This is a genomic window from Ruegeria sp. YTSC192, assembly GCF_059609705.1.
Genome location: NZ_JBXWMG010000007.1, coordinates 1 through 16,809 on the forward strand (window position 1 = coordinate 1; position 16,809 = coordinate 16,809).

Below are 16,809 nucleotides of genomic sequence, written 5' to 3' on the forward strand. Positions count from 1 at the left end.
ACACCGCTACCGTCCGCTTTCACACGGACCTTCACATTATAGTCGATCACGCGCTTGACAGGCACAAGTACCTTCATCGCGTTCTCCTTTGGTTAATTCACTTCGATTTCTTGTGTGGCGTCTTGCGCCAGCATGGTGGCCGGGGACAGAATCTGGTCCAATTTTTCTGCAGATAGAGGGCTGTTTTCATTCGCGACCTCTCGGATAGAGCGGCCGGTTGCCAGAGCTTGCTTGGCGATTTTGGCGGCTGCGTCATATCCAATATGCGGGGCCAGTGCCGTTGCCAGAACAAGACTGTTGTCCAGCAGCGCAGTACAGCGATCGGCGTCGGCACGAATGCCAGTCACACATTTTTCGGTCAGAACATCAACCGCATTGATCATGATCTTGAGTGATTTCAGCAAGTTATATGCGACGACGGGCTCCATCGCGTTCAGTTGCAATTGTCCGGCCTCGGCGGCCATAGTTATCGTCAGATCATTTCCGATGACCTGATAGCATACCTGGTTGACCACTTCTGGAATGACAGGGTTCACCTTGCCCGGCATGATAGATGACCCGGCCTGAACGGCAGGCAGGATGATCTCTCCGAACCCGGCGCGCGGACCCGAGGACAGCAGGCGAAGATCATTGCTCATTTTCGACAGCTTGACCGCAACCCGTTTCAGAATACCCGAGAAGGTGACGAAGCCCCCCAGATCCGAGGACGCCTCGATCAGGTCGCTGGCTTGCTTGAGGTCAAATCCCGAAATCGTCGACAGATGCGCGACGGCAAGCTGGTCGTACCCTGCCTCAGCGTTGACGCGTGTGCCAATGGCTGTTCCGCCCAGATTGATTTCGGTCAGCAGGCAGCCAACCTCGCGGATGCGGTCGATATCTTCGCCTACAGTAACGGCGAAGGACTTGAATTCCGCGCCAAGTGAAACCGGCACGGCGTCCTGCAATTGCGTGCGACCCACTTTTGCGATACCTGCAAAAGCTTTTGCGCGCTCTTCCAGCGCTGCTTGCAACCGTTCCAGTGCCTGTGACAAGGGCGCGACATGAAACAATACGGCCAACCGAACAGCTGTCGGATATACATCATTGGTGGACTGGCCGTGGTTTACATCGTCGTTGGGGTGCAGATGGACGTATTCCCCCGGCGTGTGACCCAACTTGCCCAGGGCGATGTTGGCGATAACTTCGTTGGCATTCATATTGCTCGAGGTTCCGGCGCCGCCCTGAATCATATCAACCACAAAATGATCGTGGTGCTGCCCCTGAATGATTTCATCACAAACATCGACAATGGCTTGCGCTTTTGCCGGGTCTATGCCCCCGATTTCCCCATTTGCCTTGGCAGCGGCACTTTTGACCATGGCCAGGGCATTGATAAGGCTGGGAAACTCGGCGAGCGGCACACCCGTGATCGGAAAATTCTGACGCGCCCGCTCGGTTTGAATGCCGTAGCAGCAATCTACGGGTAGATTGATGCTTCCGATTGAATCCGACTCGGTTCGATGTTGCGGCATGAGATTTCACTTTGGCGAAAGATGAATTTCCCATGACGCTTACAAGGCGGCCATTCCGATCTAAAGACAGTCTTTCCTTTGTACTGATTAGGACGCGTCGAAGCAGATATTCTTTGCGAAGGACGCTCGGGTAAAATTGAGTTCGCCCACTGGCAGTATCCCCAGGAACCACCATCCACATCGTATAAGGTTAGGCTGAGCCTAATGTTTGATGAGGAAGTCAGTTATTCAGAGGTCTGCTTCTGACGTTTATACTCGTATGAAAATTCGCGATGCTCAGGGAGGCGCAATTGTCTGACAAGGAAAATATCGCGATTGACGTACGGGATGCGGTAAAACGCTATGGCGATTTTACAGCGCTAAAGACAATCTCTCTGTCAATCTTGGACAACGAATTCTTTACGCTCTTGGGCCCGTCCGGTTGCGGCAAGACCACCCTGTTGCGGATGATTGCAGGGTTCGAGGACGTGACCGAGGGCGCGATCTTCCTGTATGGCGATGAAATCGAAAACCTGCCGCCGAACAAGCGGCCGGTAAATACAGTGTTCCAGAACTATGCACTGTTCCCGCATATGACCATTCTGGACAATGTTGCCTTTGGTCTGGAAATGCGCGGCACCAGCAAATCCGAAGCCCGCACAAAAGCGGGCGAGATGCTGGAACTGGTGCAGCTGTCGCAGTTCGCGGCGCGCAAACCCAGCCAGTTGTCGGGCGGTCAGCAACAACGTGTTGCCCTTGCCCGCGCTCTGGCCCCACAGCCCAAGGTGCTGCTACTGGACGAGCCTCTTTCGGCGCTGGACCTGAAGCTGCGCAAGGCGATGCAGCTGGAACTGAAACACCTGCAGCGCGAGACGGGGATTACCTTTATCTTCGTTACGCACGATCAGGAAGAAGCGTTGACCATGTCGGACCGCATCGCGGTCATGTCGGCGGGTGAATTGCAGCAATTGGGCGCACCTACAGATATCTACGAACGTCCGCATAACATGTTTGTGGCCGACTTTATCGGCGAGACAAACCTGTTGGAGGTTTCGGTCGACAATATCGAAAACGGACGGGCTGTGTGCCATTTGGGTGGCGGGCACGAGTTGACCTGTAATGAGGTCGAAGATGTCGGCGTTGGGTCCAAAGTACATCTGTCGATCCGCCCCGAGCGTCTGTTCATGTCGGAAACACCTGCCGAGGGCGAAAGCCTGAAGGGCCGCATCAAGGAAAATATCTTTGTCGGCACCGACATCACCACAATCGTGGACCTGCAGGACGGGCCCGATTTTGTTGTCCGTACCTCGAACTCTGACCGCGGCAACAAGCGTATCTTCGAGCCAGGCACCGAGATGTTTGTTAACATGGAGCGGGGGGCCGCGCGCCTCCTGGTGGACTGATGGCAGCAGGTGCAGCAAGCGGTGGTTCCGCAACAACCGACACATATAAAGAGGCCCGGACATGGCTGCTGTTACCCGCATGGGTGACGCTGTCCATACTGGTTCTGGCGCCCGTGTTCATGATGCTGATCTACTCTTTCCTGACGAAAGAGTTTCGTGGCGGCGTGATCTGGGAATTCTCTTTGGCGGCCTATGATCAGTTCTTTTTTGATCGTGGATTGTTCGGCGATGATCCGGCCAAGATCGAATGGACCTATATCCTGATCTTCTGGCGGTCGATCTGGCAGGCGGCGGCGGCAACGATCCTGAGCCTGGCGATTGGGTTCCCGACAGCCTATTTCATCGCAACGCGTCCGGAAAAATCGCGCGCCCTGTGGGTGTTCCTGATCACCATCCCCTATTGGGTGAACCTGCTGATCCGAACTGTTTCGATGAAGTTCCTGTTGCGGGATCAAGGCCCCCTGAACGATTTCCTGATCAATATCGGTCTGATCGACAGCCCGATCCATATCGTGAACACGAACTTTGCGGTGCAGCTGGGCCTGTTCTATTCCTACCTGCCCTTCATGGTGTTGCCGATCTATGCGGCGGTTGAGCGGTACAATTTCTCGCTCTCCGAGGCGGCGGCGGATCTTTATGCCTCCAAGGCGACGACCCTGCGGCGCATTCTGTTGCCGACGGTGAAACCGGGTGTCATCGCGGGTTGTATCCTTGTGTTTGTTCCGTCCATGGGTTCGTTCCTTGCGCCTGACCTGCTGGGCGGTGCCAAGAACTTTATGATCGGATCGCTGATCGAAGAGCAGTTCAAGGGCAATGCCGGAAACTGGCCGTTTGGTGCGGCAGCTTCAATGATCCTGATGACCATGGTTCTGATCCTATTGATGTTCTACGCGCGTCAACAGGCCCGGTCTGAGAAAGCGGAAGGGTAAGATCATGGCGACCGCAAAATCTGCAAAGTTCGACATCAAGACGTATACAGGCTTCAAAGCAATTACCTTTCTGTGCTTGTTCGTGCTCTATGCGCCGCTGGTGGTTGTGACGATCTACAGCTTCAACGCATCGCAATCGATCACGAATTGGGAAGGTGTTTCGTTTCGCTGGTACGCGGATGTATTCACCGGTCCAGAAAGCGACAAGTTCAAAACTGCGGCTCTGAACAGCCTTATTATCGCAATCATTGCAGCAACGGTGTCGACGACACTTGCGACATTGGCGGCAACCGGAATGGTCCGTGGTGGCAAGTTCAAGCTGCGTTCGGTGTCATTCGGTCTGATCAGCCTGCCACTGATGGTACCGGAGATTGTGACTGCAGTTGCGACCCTGATCTTCTTCAACTCGATCGGGTTTGATCGGGGGATCATGACCATCATCCTGGCGCATACCGCGTTCTGCATTCCCTTTGCCTATCTGCCGATCTCGGCACGGATGCAGGGGATCGAAGACAGCTACGAACAGGCTGCGCAGGATCTCTATGCCACCAAGAGACAAGCATTTACCAAGATCCTGATGCCGCTGATGATGCCGGGCATCATCTCGGGCTTCATTCTTGCCTTTATCGTATCGTTGGACGACTTCATCATTACCAACTTCGTAAAAGGCGCGGGCGTCGAAACCTTGCCCACGGCGATTTTCGGGTCGGTCAAGCAAGGGATCAAGCCCAATATCATGGCGATTTCAACCATGTTGCTGGGTGTGTCTGTCCTGATGGTCACAATCAGCTATTTGGTCAGCAAATCTGACAACACTAAATAACCAACAGACGGAGAAAACGATGAAAAATCTGATGAAAACCAGCGTTGCGGCACTTGCCCTGACCGTTGGCGCAAATGCTGCCGCTGCCGAAGGCGAACTGGTCCTGTATCACTGGTTCGAATACATTCCGCAGGAAGTGCTGACCAAGTTCACCGATGAAACCGGCATCGAAGTGACCATGGACACGTACGATTCCAACGAATCCATGCTGGCCACGCTGAAAGCAGGCGCCATCGGCACCTATGACCTGGCCGTGCCGGGTGATTACATGGTGGCAATCATGGCTGGTGAGGGCATGCTGGATACCATCGCTGAAGGCGAGTTGAAAAACAAAGGCAACATCACTGCGGATTGGGCTGATCCCAGCTTTGATCCGGGTCGCGCATCATCCATCCCGTATCAGTGGGGCTCTACCAGCTTTGCAGTGAATCGTGACGTGTATGAAGGTGACATTCAGACCACTGACATCCTGTTCAACCCGCCGGCTGAATTGCAGGGTCGCATCAATATGTTGGACGCTCAGGGTGAGGTGATGGTCATGGCCTCGCTGCATTTGGGCATTCCGCAGTGTTCGACGGATCGCGACCAACTCAAGGCGCTGGACGCGCTGCTGCAAGAGGCCAAGCAACACTGGAGTTCGTTCAACTCGGACACATCCAAGGAGGTGCTGGTTTCTGGTGACGCGGCTGTTGGTCAAATCTATGACGGCTTTGCCGCCAAGGCCCGCGAAGAGGGTGCCAATGTGGAATACGCTTATCCGACGCAGGGTTACGTTGCATGGATGGACAGCGTGGTTCTGCTGAAGGATGCGCCGAACCGCGAAAACGCGCTGAAATTCATGGATTTCCTTCTTGAACCTGAAAACATCGCGCTTGTAACCAACTATGCGCAGTACAACGCTGGGGTAACAGGTGTCGAGGAGTTCCTGGACCCGGAACTGGCGAGCAAGCCCGAGAAAAATCCACATGCAAATGCGGGCCCCGGCGTGTTCATTGAGGTCTGCGACGAGAAAACTCAGGCTGTCTATGACCAGATCTGGACCAACCTGAAGAAATAAGGGTTTGGCGTCCAGACGGGACCAAACCGAACTGCCCCGGACATACCGGGGCAGTTTTTTTGTGGAAATTCTCGGGGGGTTTACAAGGCTTTGTTGCACAAATGCGATGGGTGATTCACGTTGTGAGGCCAGCATGATTGCTGGACACCATGAGCAGTTGGTCCCTTATGAAATACAAGACCAAGAACTGGCCTTCGTACAACACGGCACTGAAGCAGCGTGACTCCCTTCCGGATTGATTTGATCCTGAGATGATCTGGCGCCCGCCTGCGACGGGCAAACGGGGGCGCCAGCCTGCGTTCAGCGACGCGGTAAACCAGGTTTACCTGACAATGGAAGTTCTATTCGGTCGGCCTCTTCGTCAGGCGAAAGGGTTCATCGAGAGCCTGTTGCGGCTGGTTGGTCTCGACTGGGATATCTCGGAATTCAACACCCTGTGTCGGCCGCAGAAAACGCTGAACGTTTCCATCCCGAATCGCGGCGGAACAGGCCCCTCACGGTAGCATCCTGCAGATGCGCCTGTCGGGCAGTGGGTGCCCACATGCGGCCTAACCTGTTGGAACAGATCCCACTCGATCGACAGATCGGCACCGTCACTACCGATGGTGCTTAAGATACGCGCAAATGTCACGATGTGATCGCGACCTGAGGGGCCGCCGGCATCATCCTACCGTGAAAAAATGCACGGTCTTGGAAATCCGACACTGCGGGAGCCGTCGCGCGAAACGAACACTACGGACCTACAAATATCTTTGGCGAACGCTACGGCTGCGGCTAATTGGAAATAACCGCCGAAGCCGCATAGAAACCACGATAAATTGCGTCAAACTGCTTGGCTAAGACTTCATGGCACGGGACTTCGATCGGCAAGTCATTGAGCTCCGGATCCGCATCGGGGTGCTCAATCGCTATACCGCTCTTGGCATTTCGATCACAGAGCCTGCAGGATAAGTCCGTCTGTGAAAAGGGGGTCACCGGTCACAGCCTTATTCGTGCAACATCGCCCAACTCTGTCCGCAAATGTCGCATCTGAGACTACTTCTGTCCGAAATCGACACTGAAATCGGGGGCAACCCGGGTGCATAAAGCAAGTTGCAACGAATAGGAGCCTACATGCGATTCTCGGCGCTGCGACTTTTCAAAGAGGCCGTAACCGGCCACAAGGGCTGGGGCCCCCAATGGCGCGACCCAGAGCCTGCGGATGCTTATGACTATGTGATCGTGGGCGGTGGCGGCCACGGCTTGGCCACAGCCTATTATCTGGCCAAGGAATTTGGCGGAGCGCGGATCGCGGTACTGGAAAAAGGCTGGATCGGCGGCGGCAATGTCGGGCGGAACACGACGATCATTCGTTCGAACTATCTGCTGGATGGGAATGAGCCGTTTTACGAGTTCTCGCTGAAGCTGTGGGAAAACCTCGAACAGGACTTCAACTATAACGCCATGGTCAGCCAGCGCGGTATTTTGAATCTGGTCCATACGGATGCACAGCGGGATGCGGCGCGGCGGCGGGGCAATGCGATGATCCTGAACGGATCAGATGCCGAGCTTCTGGATACCGACGGTGTGCGCGCGATGTATCCATTCCTGAATTTCAACGACGCACGGTTCCCGATCAAAGGCGGCTTGTTGCATCGCCGTGGTGGCACGGTGCGTCACGACGCGGTGGCTTGGGGCTATGCACGCGGTGCGGATATGCGCGGCGTCGACATCATCCAGAACTGTGAAGTCACGGGCTTCCGTATCGAGAACGGCAAGATTTTGGGCGTGGACACGAGCCGCGGGTTCATCGGCGCCAAAAAGGTCGGTGTTGCGGTTGCCGGTAGTTCCAGCCGTGTGATGGAGAAGGCCGGGATGCGCCTGCCCATCGAAAGCCACGTGTTGCAGGCATTCGTGTCCGAGGGGCTCAAGCCGTTCATTCCGGGCGTCATCACCTATGGGGCGGGGCACTTCTACTGCAGCCAGTCCGACAAGGGTGGTCTGGTGTTTGGTGGCGACATCGACATGTACAACACCTACGCTCAACGCGGGAACCTGCCCGTGGTCGAGGATGTGATCGAAGGCGGCATGTCGCTGATCCCTGCACTGGGACGTGCGCGCCTGCTGCGCAGCTGGGGCGGGGTCATGGATATGTCGATGGATGGCTCTCCGTTTATCGACAAGACGCATATCGAAGGGCTCTATTTCAATGGCGGATGGTGTTACGGCGGGTTCAAGGCAACGCCGGCCTCTGGCTATTGCTTTGCGCATCTTTTGAAAACCGACCGTCCGCATGAGACCGCCACGGCCTACCGGTTGGACCGGTTCATGACCGGTCACATGATCGACGAAAAAGGGCAGGGCGCCCAGCCGAACCTGCACTGAGGACCATCGCCATGATCAACAAGTTTGCACGCGATCTGATCGAAATCTGGCATCTTGGCTTTGTGGCCACTGCGGATGCCGAGGGGAACCCGAATGTCTCGCCCAAGGGCACGTTTGTGACCCATGATGACACCACGATCAGCTTTGCGGAAATGCGGTCTCCGGACACTCTGGCCAATATCGCGGTGCGTCCGCAGGTTGAGGTCAACTTCATCGACATCCTGACCCGTCGGGGCGTCCTGATCCAGGGCGAGGCCAGCTATGTTCCGCGTGACGATGCGCGCTACCCATCGCTGCGTCCGGCTTATACCAACCGCTGGCCTGATCTTGAGCCGATGTTCTCGGGGTTTGTGGTCATCAAGGTGACGGCGTGTAAGCCTTTGGCCACGCCCGCCTATGACATGGGCGTCACCAGCGAAGAGCTGCGCGCCAAATGGATGCAGCGCGTTCGCGACATCAATATCATTCACAAAGGGTCGGAGGTCGAAGCATGCTGATCAATCATCCCCTGCTTGGCCCGCGCGACGCGCAGGAATTCACCTATCTGGGCGATGCCTCGCTGATCAATCGTCCTGACTGGCAGGCCGAGGACGCGGCGCAGGCGTTTCACGACTACCTCTACCTGCGCGACAACCCGGCGGGCGAGCATCGCGAACTTTGGTATCACGAACAGGGCGACCGGTCGTGGCTGGTGGTTACACGCAACACGCTGACCCATGAAATCCTGAAGGTCGAACTGGCCCGAGACGTGGCCAAAGCGGCAGGGAAGGCAGCACAATGACACAGAGCAATCGACTGAACGGCGGGCTGATCAACCGGGATGCCAGCCTCAGCTTCACCTTCGACGGCAAATCCTATCAGGGCTATGAGGGCGATACGCTGGCTTCGGCCTTGCTGGCCAATGGCGTGCGCCTGATGGGCCGGTCGTTCAAATACCATCGCCCGCGCGGCCCGCTGACCGCGGGCAGCGAAGAGCCGAACGCCCTGGTCGAGCTGCGCTCGGGCGGGCGGCAGGAGCCGAATACCCGCGCCACGGTGGCCGAGCTGTATGAGGGCCTAAGCGCAAATTCCCAGAACCGCTGGCCATCGCTGGAACGCGATTTCATGGCGATCAATGACCGGTTCTCGAACTTCCTGACGGCGGGGTTTTACTACAAGACCTTCATGTGGCCCAAGGCGTTCTGGGAAAAGCTGTATGAGCCGATCATCCGCAAAGCCGCTGGTCTGGGTAGCCTGACCGGTGAGGATGATCCCGATCTTTATGACAAGGGCTTCCTGCATTGCGATCTGCTGATCATAGGCGCGGGTCCAACCGGTCTGGCGGCGGCGCTGACCGCAGGACGTGCGGGCGCTCAGGTCATTCTGGCGGATGAAGATTACCGCATGGGCGGGCGTCTGATTGCTGAGACCGGCGCTTTGGCCGATATCTCTGGCGCGGACTGGGTCACGCAGGCTCTGGGTGAGCTGGCGTCGATGAACAACGTGCGGGTGATGCCGCGCACGACTGTTTTCGGAGCTTATGACCATGGGATCTATGGTGCGGTTGAACGCAATGCGGATCACCTGATCGCGCCCGAAGCGGACAAACCCCGCCAGACCCTGTGGCGCATCTATTCCAAGCGTGCGCTGGTCGCGGCCGGGGCCATCGAACGCCCCATCGCTTTTGAGAACAACGACCGGCCCGGTATCCTGCTGGCCGGAGCGGTTCGGTCCTACGCAAACCGCTGGGCCGCGACGCCGGCGCAATCGGTTGTGGTTTTTGCCAACAATGACGACGCGCATCAGACGGCACGCGACCTGATGGCGCAGGGTATTCAGGTACCAGCCATTGTCGATACGCGCCCGGATGCTGCGGATGTAGAGGGCACTGAGGTTCTGAAAGGGGCCGAGATCATCAATACCTCGGGCCGTCTGGGTCTGACCTCGGTGCAGGTACGCACCGAGAAAGGGTATACAACGGATCTCTATTGCGAGGCGCTGGCGATGTCCGGCGGCTGGAACCCGAACCTGGGCCTGACCTGCCATCAGCGCGGCCGCCCGGTCTGGAACGCGGATATCCATGCCTTTGTTCCGGGTGACGGCCTGCCTGTCGGCCAGATCGTGGCGGGTGCGGCCAAGGGTGAGATGACCACCGAAGCGGCGCTGCAAGGCGGTGCGGCGGCGGCTGTGACTGCTCTGGGTGATCTCGGCATTTCGGCATCCCCGGCCGATCTGCCCGCTGCTGCGGATGCTCCGGTTTCCATCAGCCCCTTCTGGCACGTCAAAGGCGCAAAACGCGCGTGGCTGGATTATCAGAACGACGTGACTGTCAAAGACGTCAAGCTGGCACACCAAGAGAACTTCACCTCGGTCGAGCACCTCAAGCGTTACACAACGCTGGGCATGGCGACCGATCAGGGTAAGACCTCGAACATGGGTGCCTTGGCGGCGATGGCCGAACTGACCGGCAAGTCCATTCAGGATACGGGCACAACCATCTTCCGCCCGCCTTATACGCCTGTTTCGATGGGTGCCTTCGGTGGTCGTGCGGTGGGCAAGGATTTCCACCCGACCCGCCTGACGCCCAGCCACAAATGGGCCGAGGAACAGGGCGCCGAGTTTGTCGAAGTTGGCAACTGGCTGCGCGCCCAATGGTTCCCGCGCAAGGGCGAGACCCATTGGCGGCAATCCGTGGACCGCGAGGTGCTACAGACCCGGAACTCGGTCGGTGTTTGTGATGTGACGACGCTGGGCAAGATCGACGTGCAGGGCGCGGATGCTGCGGCTTTCCTGAACATGGTCTATTCCAACGCGTTTGCCAAACTGCCCGTGGGCAAGGTGCGCTATGGCCTGATGCTGCGCGAGGATGGCATTGCCTATGATGACGGCACCGCCGCGCGATTTGCCGACGACCATTTCGTCGTGACAACCACCACCGCCAACGCGGTTCTGGTCTATCGCAACATGGAATTCGTCCGCCAATGCCTGTGCCCGGATATGGACGTGCAGCTGATCTCGACCACCGAGGCCTGGGCGCAATATGCCGTGGCCGGTCCCAACAGCCGCAAACTGCTGCAAAAGATCGTGGACCCCGAGTTTGACATCTCGAACGAGGCGTTTCCCTTCATGGGTTGTGCTGAGATCACCGTCTGCGGTGGCTTGCGGGCGCGATTGTTCCGGATCTCGTTCTCGGGTGAGTTGGCCTATGAAATCGCGGTACCCACGCGCTATGGCGACGGGCTGATGCGCGCGCTGATGGAGGCGGGTGAAGAGTTCGATGTAGCGCCCTACGGCACCGAGGCCTTGGGCGTCATGCGGATCGAAAAGGGCCATGCGACCGGCAATGAGCTGAACGGTACGACCACAGCGCTGAACCTTGGCATGGCGCGTATGGTCAGTACCAAGAAGGACTGCATCGGCAACACGCTCAGCCGTCGTGAAGGGCTTAACGCCCCTGGCGCGCTGGCGCTGGTCGGTCTGAAACCTGTGGATGCCAAGGACGACGTGCCTGCAGGCGGCCACCTGATGGATGCAACCGGGCCGGTCGATGCGGCCCATGATCAGGGTTATGTCACCTCGGCGGCTTATTCGCCGATCCTGCAAAGCTCGATCGGGTTGGGTTTTGTCAAAGGTGGCTCTGACCGGATGGGGGAAAAACTGCGTCTGGTGAACCCGCTGGAAGGCCAGGAAGTCATGGTCGAGATTGTCAGCGCTCATTTCGTGGACCCGGAAGGGGAGAAGCTTCGTGCATAAACTGAAACCCATCACCCCGCTGGGCGGCGACGCGCCGCGTGTCGACACTGTCGGTTCGATCACCATCACCGAGGTCGTGGATCAGGCGCTGGCGTCGGTCGCGGCGCGCAAAGATCAGGCCGGTGATGCACAAAAGACGCTGGCCGACAAGATCGGTCTGAGCCTACCCGAGATTGGCCAATCCGCGCAGGCTGCACCCTATGCCACGCTCTGGATGGGGCCGGAACAGTGGATGGTCATGGCGCCGTATGACAGTCACGCGCTGCTCGCCGCCGAGTTGAAGCAGATTGTCGGTGACACCGCATCGGTTTCCGAGCAGACAGACGGCTGGTGCCGGTTCGATGTGCAGGGCGCGGCCCTGTGCGATCTGTTCGAACGGCTGAGCAGCGCCCCGGTCCGCACGATGGAACCGGGCGCAGCGATCCGAACCACGGCAGAGCATCTGGGTGTTTTCCTGTGGCGTCTGGCCGGGGATCACATGGCCGTTCTGGGCCCGCGCTCTTCGGCGGCGTCGCTGCATCACGGCCTGTTGGCCGCCGCGAAATCCATCGCCTGAGCCTTAGCCCGAGGGCAGCACATCGTCGCTGCCCACCCGCATCGTGTTCTTGGCGCGCCGGTCACTGATCGGCGTGACCCCGAATGTCTCACGATAGTGGCGCATGAAGGCTCCGGGCGTGGCGTAACCGACCATATAGGCGACCTCGGCAATCGGGTCGTTCGTATACAGCACCAATTGTCGTGCCTGATTCATTCGCATCCGCCGGTAATAGGTCAAAGGGCTGTGCCCGGTGGCCTTTTTGAAACTCCGCTCCAGTGACCGTGCCGAAAGGCCCACGGCATCAGCGACTTCGCTGATCTGGATGGGGTTTTCGATATGTTCTGCAAAGTGCTGAATGGCCTTTGCGACCTGTTTGGGCAAAAGATCCTGACTTTGCGCGGTCGAGATTGCGGGCACCTTTTGCGAAACGGTCCCGCTGCGAATGAACGGGTGCTGAAACCAACAGGCGACCTCGGCCATGACATCGCCGCCCAGACGTTTTTCGATCAGGGCCAGCATGTGATCGAACACGGCAGAGGCGCCCGAGATTGTGCTAAAGGCCCCTTCTTCGCAGATTACTGTCCCATGGATCGGGATTTCAGGAAACTCGGCCTGAAAAGCGGCCTCGTAGCACCAATGGACCGATAAAGGGTTGTCGCCGGTCAACCGGGTGCGGGCAAGGGGGAAGACACCGCCGCTTATTGCGCCGACACGGGTCTTGTTGCGCATCAGGCGTTGTAGCGCTGCATTCGCCTTGGAGGGGTTGTCGAACACGCTGTTCGGGCTTGCGGCAAACAGCAGATGCGTCAAGGATTGGGCGTCGGCCAAAGTGCTGTCGGCGAAAAAGGTCACGCCGGCCGAGGATTGAATCGGTTGGTCCTGTTCGGCAATGACATACCAGCTGAATGCTTCTTGCCCCGAGATCTCGTTCGCCGCGCGCAGTGGTTCGATGCACGACGTCAGGCATGCCATCGGGAACCCCGGGAAGATCAGGATGCCCAGAGATATTTTTTCGACCTGATCTGTCATTGGCGTTGTTCTTTCATTAGGTCCTCGACGGTTCCGAGGATGTCATTTTCCAATCTGCGGGCAGCAGGCGACAGCGCAGAATCAGCCCTGCGTATCAGATGAATTTGCCGCTTTGCGGTCTTATCCGCCAGAGGGCGGAACACCAGATCGGATTGCCCAGCTGAAATTGCCGCCATTTCCGGCAGGAGTGTGACGCCGATCCCGGCCCGAACCATGCCCAGAATAGAGGTAATGTTATGTGCCGAAAACCGAGAGCCCGCGTGCAGTTTCTCCGCCTCGGGCCCGGGGATGCTTTCGGACAGGCTGTTGGCAATCAGCTGCTCATTCTCAAGCGCGTCCCAGTCGATGGGGCCCGTTTCACAGGCCAGCGGGTGGTCGGGGGTCAGCAAAACGCCGAACCAGTCGGTCAGCAAAAGCTGACTGTGCAGGCCCGACCCGTTGCCGCGCAACGTCGCGATGCCGATATCAATGCGCCCCCGCGACAGCTCGTGCAGGACGGACTTGGAATCCATGTCGCGAAGCTCAACCCGCACTTCTTCGTAAGCTTTGGTATTTCTGGATAAAACGCGCGGTATGATCGTGCCTGCCACCGACGGCACCGTCGCAATTCTGACATGCCCCATACTGGCATCGGCAAAATTTTCGATCGCTCGGACTGTATTGTCGAAATGCTGCAATTCCTGTTGCGATTGTTCGAGCACGAACTCGCCCAAGGCGGTCAGCTTGTTCTTGCGGTCCGTCTCGAACAGAGGCTCGCCCAGATGCGTCTCAAACTGCTTGAGCATCATCGACACCGCCGACGGGGTGCGTTTCAGAACAACAGCTGCGTCCGTCAGGTTGCCGGTGCGGGCAACCGCGACAAAGCCGCGAAGCATTTCGATCTTGAGTGTCATACTGCGAACTTCAAACTTTCTGAAGTCAACTTCAATAATTTTAGTTTGATTGATTGCAGGGAAAGAGTCCATACCAGCTTAGTGAATTCTCAATGGGGCAAACGGCTATGGCTGACATTCAAAAGAATCTGATCGCTGGTGAGTGGATCACCGGTGAAGGTGAGATCGAAAACCGCAACCCATCGGACCTGAGTGATCTGGTCGGCATGTTTGCACAGGCCAGCGCGGATCAGCTTGAGGCAACACTGGATCAGGCGCGTGCCGCTCAGCGGGAATGGGCCGCCTATGGGCTGGAGCGCAAGCAGGCTGTTCTGAACGCAATCGGCAATGAGCTTATGGCCCGCGCTGAGGAGCTGGGCACGCTGTTGAGCCGCGAAGAAGGCAAGCCGCTGGCCGAAGGCAAAGGTGAAGTGTTCCGCGCCGGTCAGTTCTTTACCTACTACGCCGCCGAATGCCTGCGTCAGATCGGTGAGAACGCGGATTCCGTACGTCCCGATATCGAAGTCGATGTCCGCCGTGAGGCCGTAGGCGTTGTGGCCATCATCAGCCCGTGGAACTTCCCCACTGCGACTGCGTCGTGGAAGATTGCACCCGCTCTGTGCTATGGCAACGCGGTTGTCTGGAAGCCTGCCAACATCACCCCGGCCTCGGCTGTGGCGCTGGCCGAGATCATCAACCGTCAGGATATCCCCAAGGGTCTGTTCAGCCTGGTCATGGGCTCGGGCCGGTCCATCGGTCAACGGCTGGTGGAAAGCCCAAAGGTCAACGCAATTTCCTTCACCGGGTCGGTTCCGGTCGGCAAGGGTATCGCAGCTGCCGCCATCCAGAACCTGACAAAGGTTCAGATGGAAATGGGATCGAAGAACGCTCTGGCCGTTATGGACGATGCCGATCTGGATCTGGCGGTGACGCTGGCACTGGGTGGCGCTTTCGGTGGCACCGGTCAGAAATGCACGGCGTCGTCGCGGCTGGTGGTCCATGCGGGTATTCATGACGCCTTTGTCGAAAAGCTCGTTGCAGGTGCGCAGGCGATGAAAGTGGGTCACGCCCTGGAAGCAGGCGTTCAGATGGGTCCCGTCGTCAGCCAGCAGCAGCTGACCGAAAACCTTGCCTATGTCGATCTGGGCAAATCCGAGGGCGCAGAACTGGCTTGTGGTGGTGCGCGTCTCGAGATGCCGCATGATGGGTACTACATGTCGCCGGGCGTGTTCCTGAACACCACCAACGACATGCGCATCAACCGAGAGGAAATGTTCGCGCCGCTCACCAGCGTCATCAAGGTTGGCAGCTACGACGAAGCACTGAGCGTCGTCAACGACACCAACTTTGGCCTGACCTCAGGTATTGTCACCAAATCGCTGGCGCGCGCGACCCATTTCCGCCGCAACGCGCGCACCGGTGTTGTCACCGTGAACCTGCCCACCGCAGGCACCGACTATCACGTGCCCTTCGGTGGTCGTGGCGACAGCTCGTACGGTCCACGTGAGCAGGGCAAGGCGGCGGCCGAGTTCTACACCACGGTCAAAACCGCCTATATCAGCGCAGGCCCCGTCTGATGCTGATCGATTGCCTGCAATATGTGAACTGGTCGGAAAAGGTTTTCCGTCAGTTGCGAGAAGGGGGCGTGGACGCGATCCACGTCACCATCTCCTACCACGAGAATTTTCGCGAAACGGTGTTGAATTTCGAACAGTGGAACCGCTGGTTTGAACAATACCCCGACCTGATCATGAAGGGGCAGTGGGCCAGCGATATCGACACGGCGCGGGAAACCGGCCGGACAGCGGTGTTTTTTGGCTTCCAGAACCCAAGCCCGATGGAAGACGATATCGGCCTGATCGAGATCCTGCACACGCTGGGTGCGCGGTTCATGCAGCTGACCTATAACAACCAGTCGCTGCTGGCGACCGGCTGCTATGAGGCCGAGGATCCCGGCATCACCCGCATGGGCAAGCAGGTCATCAAAGAGATGAACCGCGTGGGCCTAGTGATTGATATGAGCCACTCGGCAGACCGCTCGACTATTGAGGCGGCTGAAATCTCGGAACGTCCCATCGCCATCACCCATGCGAACCCTTATGACTGGTCGCCCGCCCTGCGCAACAAGCGCGATGCGGTGATCCGTGCGGTGACCGAAAACGGTGGCATGCTGGGTTTCTCGGTGTATCCGCACCACCTGAAAGACAAATCCGACTGCACGTTGGAAAGCTTCTGCGAGATGATCGCGCGCACAGCGGACAAATACGGTGCGCAGCATCTGGGGATCGGCACCGACCTGTGTCAGGACCAACCCGACAGCATCGTGGAATGGATGCGCGTTGGCCGGTGGACCAAGGAAATCGACTATGGCGAAGGCTCAGCCTCGGCCCCCGGTTTCCCGCCCATGCCGGGCTGGTTCAATGACAACCGTGATTTCGGCAACATCCGGGCTGGCCTGCGCGCCACCGGCATGAACGACGATGAGGTCGACGGCATCATGGGCCGCAACTGGTACCGTTTCTTTGACGAGAACTTCAAACCGCTCGCCTGATACAGTTTAGCCAAACAACGA

At 57.9% G+C, this 16,809-nt stretch carries 14 protein-coding genes and 2 pseudogenes; 12 read left to right on the forward strand and 4 right to left on the reverse strand.

The genetic code is table 11. From position 1 onward, the window contains the following. Both AC2FD8_RS11455 and AC2FD8_RS11460 read right to left on the reverse strand, forming a co-directional pair. Window positions 1-77, reverse strand: a pseudogene (locus tag AC2FD8_RS11455) (electron transfer flavoprotein subunit beta/FixA family protein); the annotation flags it as partial. A gap of 15 nt (window positions 78-92) precedes the next feature. Further along, the gene (locus tag AC2FD8_RS11460; protein WP_496856214.1) at window positions 93-1,511 is read right to left on the reverse strand and encodes an aspartate ammonia-lyase; all 1,419 of its coding nucleotides are present in this window, start codon (window positions 1,509-1,511) and stop codon (window positions 93-95) included. Between the two features lie 272 nt (window positions 1,512-1,783). Between AC2FD8_RS11460 and AC2FD8_RS11465 the strand changes: the two genes are divergently transcribed. The 10 genes and pseudogenes from AC2FD8_RS11465 to AC2FD8_RS11510 all read left to right on the forward strand — a co-directional run bounded on the left by AC2FD8_RS11465 (window position 1,784) and on the right by AC2FD8_RS11510 (window position 12,354). Continuing rightward, window positions 1,784-2,893 carry an ABC transporter ATP-binding protein gene (locus AC2FD8_RS11465; protein WP_496856216.1) on the forward strand — a complete coding sequence of 370 codons (1,110 nt, stop codon included), beginning with the start codon at window positions 1,784-1,786 and terminating at the stop codon, window positions 2,891-2,893. Further along, window positions 2,893-3,822: an ABC transporter permease gene (locus AC2FD8_RS11470; protein ID WP_496856218.1), complete on the forward strand. Its 930-nt coding sequence runs from the start codon at window positions 2,893-2,895 to the stop codon at window positions 3,820-3,822. Before AC2FD8_RS11465 ends, AC2FD8_RS11470 begins: the two co-directional genes overlap by 1 nt. Before the next feature lie 4 nt (window positions 3,823-3,826). Then, complete coding sequence (locus AC2FD8_RS11475; RefSeq protein ID WP_496856220.1) at window positions 3,827-4,645, forward strand: ABC transporter permease; 819 nt, start codon at window positions 3,827-3,829, stop codon at window positions 4,643-4,645. A 19-nt stretch (window positions 4,646-4,664) separates the two neighbouring features. After that, window positions 4,665-5,702 (forward strand): extracellular solute-binding protein, encoded by a 1,038-nt coding sequence (locus tag AC2FD8_RS11480; protein ID WP_496856221.1) that lies wholly within the window; start codon window positions 4,665-4,667, stop codon window positions 5,700-5,702. Window positions 5,703-5,851: 149 nt separating this feature from the next. After that, window positions 5,852-6,653, forward strand: a pseudogene (locus AC2FD8_RS11485) (transposase). A gap of 162 nt (window positions 6,654-6,815) precedes the next feature. After that, on the forward strand, window positions 6,816-8,066 hold the full coding sequence (locus AC2FD8_RS11490) for a sarcosine oxidase subunit beta family protein (RefSeq protein WP_496856223.1): 1,251 nt from the start codon (window positions 6,816-6,818) through the stop codon (window positions 8,064-8,066). Between the two features lie 11 nt (window positions 8,067-8,077). Then, on the forward strand, window positions 8,078-8,563 hold the full coding sequence (locus AC2FD8_RS11495) for a pyridoxamine 5'-phosphate oxidase family protein (protein ID WP_496856225.1): 486 nt from the start codon (window positions 8,078-8,080) through the stop codon (window positions 8,561-8,563). Then, entirely contained in the window at window positions 8,557-8,847 is a 291-nt protein-coding gene (locus tag AC2FD8_RS11500; RefSeq protein WP_425084557.1) for a sarcosine oxidase subunit delta, read from the forward strand. The genes AC2FD8_RS11495 and AC2FD8_RS11500 overlap by 7 nt, the downstream gene beginning before the upstream one ends. Then, window positions 8,844-11,798, forward strand: coding sequence for a sarcosine oxidase subunit alpha family protein (locus AC2FD8_RS11505; protein WP_496856227.1), 2,955 nt, complete (start codon window positions 8,844-8,846; stop codon window positions 11,796-11,798). Before AC2FD8_RS11500 ends, AC2FD8_RS11505 begins: the two co-directional genes overlap by 4 nt. After that, window positions 11,791-12,354, forward strand: coding sequence for a sarcosine oxidase subunit gamma (locus AC2FD8_RS11510; protein WP_496856229.1), 564 nt, complete (start codon window positions 11,791-11,793; stop codon window positions 12,352-12,354). The genes AC2FD8_RS11505 and AC2FD8_RS11510 overlap by 8 nt, the downstream gene beginning before the upstream one ends. 3 nt (window positions 12,355-12,357) lie before the next feature. Here the strand turns inward: AC2FD8_RS11510 and AC2FD8_RS11515 are convergent, their stop codons facing one another. Further along, the gene (locus AC2FD8_RS11515; protein WP_496856231.1) at window positions 12,358-13,365 is read right to left on the reverse strand and encodes a GlxA family transcriptional regulator; all 1,008 of its coding nucleotides are present in this window, start codon (window positions 13,363-13,365) and stop codon (window positions 12,358-12,360) included. After that, window positions 13,362-14,258, reverse strand: coding sequence for a LysR family transcriptional regulator (locus AC2FD8_RS11520; protein WP_496856233.1), 897 nt, complete (start codon window positions 14,256-14,258; stop codon window positions 13,362-13,364). Before AC2FD8_RS11520 ends, AC2FD8_RS11515 begins: the two co-directional genes overlap by 4 nt. 107 nt (window positions 14,259-14,365) lie before the next feature. Here AC2FD8_RS11520 and AC2FD8_RS11525 point away from each other — a divergent pair, with 107 nt between their 5' ends. Next, window positions 14,366-15,814: an aldehyde dehydrogenase family protein gene (locus tag AC2FD8_RS11525; protein ID WP_496856234.1), complete on the forward strand. Its 1,449-nt coding sequence runs from the start codon at window positions 14,366-14,368 to the stop codon at window positions 15,812-15,814. After that, a complete protein-coding gene (locus AC2FD8_RS11530; RefSeq protein ID WP_496856236.1) occupies window positions 15,814-16,788 on the forward strand; it encodes a membrane dipeptidase in 975 nt (324 codons plus the stop codon). Before AC2FD8_RS11525 ends, AC2FD8_RS11530 begins: the two co-directional genes overlap by 1 nt. The last annotated feature ends 21 nt before the right edge of the window (window positions 16,789-16,809 follow it).

Excerpts from the sequence above, each read along its gene's own strand:
- AC2FD8_RS11460 (WP_496856214.1), bottom strand. The coding sequence starts at position 1,511 with ATGCCGCAACATCGAACCGAGTCGGATTCAATCGGAAGCATCAATCTA.
- AC2FD8_RS11465 (WP_496856216.1), top strand. The coding sequence starts at position 1,784 with ATGCTCAGGGAGGCGCAATTGTCTGACAAGGAAAATATCGCGATTGAC.
- AC2FD8_RS11470 (WP_496856218.1), top strand. The coding sequence starts at position 2,893 with ATGGCAGCAGGTGCAGCAAGCGGTGGTTCCGCAACAACCGACACATAT.
- AC2FD8_RS11475 (WP_496856220.1), top strand. The coding sequence starts at position 3,827 with ATGGCGACCGCAAAATCTGCAAAGTTCGACATCAAGACGTATACAGGC.
- AC2FD8_RS11480 (WP_496856221.1), top strand. The coding sequence starts at position 4,665 with ATGAAAAATCTGATGAAAACCAGCGTTGCGGCACTTGCCCTGACCGTT.
- AC2FD8_RS11490 (WP_496856223.1), top strand. The coding sequence starts at position 6,816 with ATGCGATTCTCGGCGCTGCGACTTTTCAAAGAGGCCGTAACCGGCCAC.
- AC2FD8_RS11495 (WP_496856225.1), top strand. The coding sequence starts at position 8,078 with ATGATCAACAAGTTTGCACGCGATCTGATCGAAATCTGGCATCTTGGC.
- AC2FD8_RS11500 (WP_425084557.1), top strand. The coding sequence starts at position 8,557 with ATGCTGATCAATCATCCCCTGCTTGGCCCGCGCGACGCGCAGGAATTC.
- AC2FD8_RS11505 (WP_496856227.1), top strand. The coding sequence starts at position 8,844 with ATGACACAGAGCAATCGACTGAACGGCGGGCTGATCAACCGGGATGCC.
- AC2FD8_RS11515 (WP_496856231.1), bottom strand. The coding sequence starts at position 13,365 with ATGACAGATCAGGTCGAAAAAATATCTCTGGGCATCCTGATCTTCCCG.
- AC2FD8_RS11520 (WP_496856233.1), bottom strand. The coding sequence starts at position 14,258 with ATGACACTCAAGATCGAAATGCTTCGCGGCTTTGTCGCGGTTGCCCGC.
- AC2FD8_RS11525 (WP_496856234.1), top strand. The coding sequence starts at position 14,366 with ATGGCTGACATTCAAAAGAATCTGATCGCTGGTGAGTGGATCACCGGT.
- AC2FD8_RS11530 (WP_496856236.1), top strand. The coding sequence starts at position 15,814 with ATGCTGATCGATTGCCTGCAATATGTGAACTGGTCGGAAAAGGTTTTC.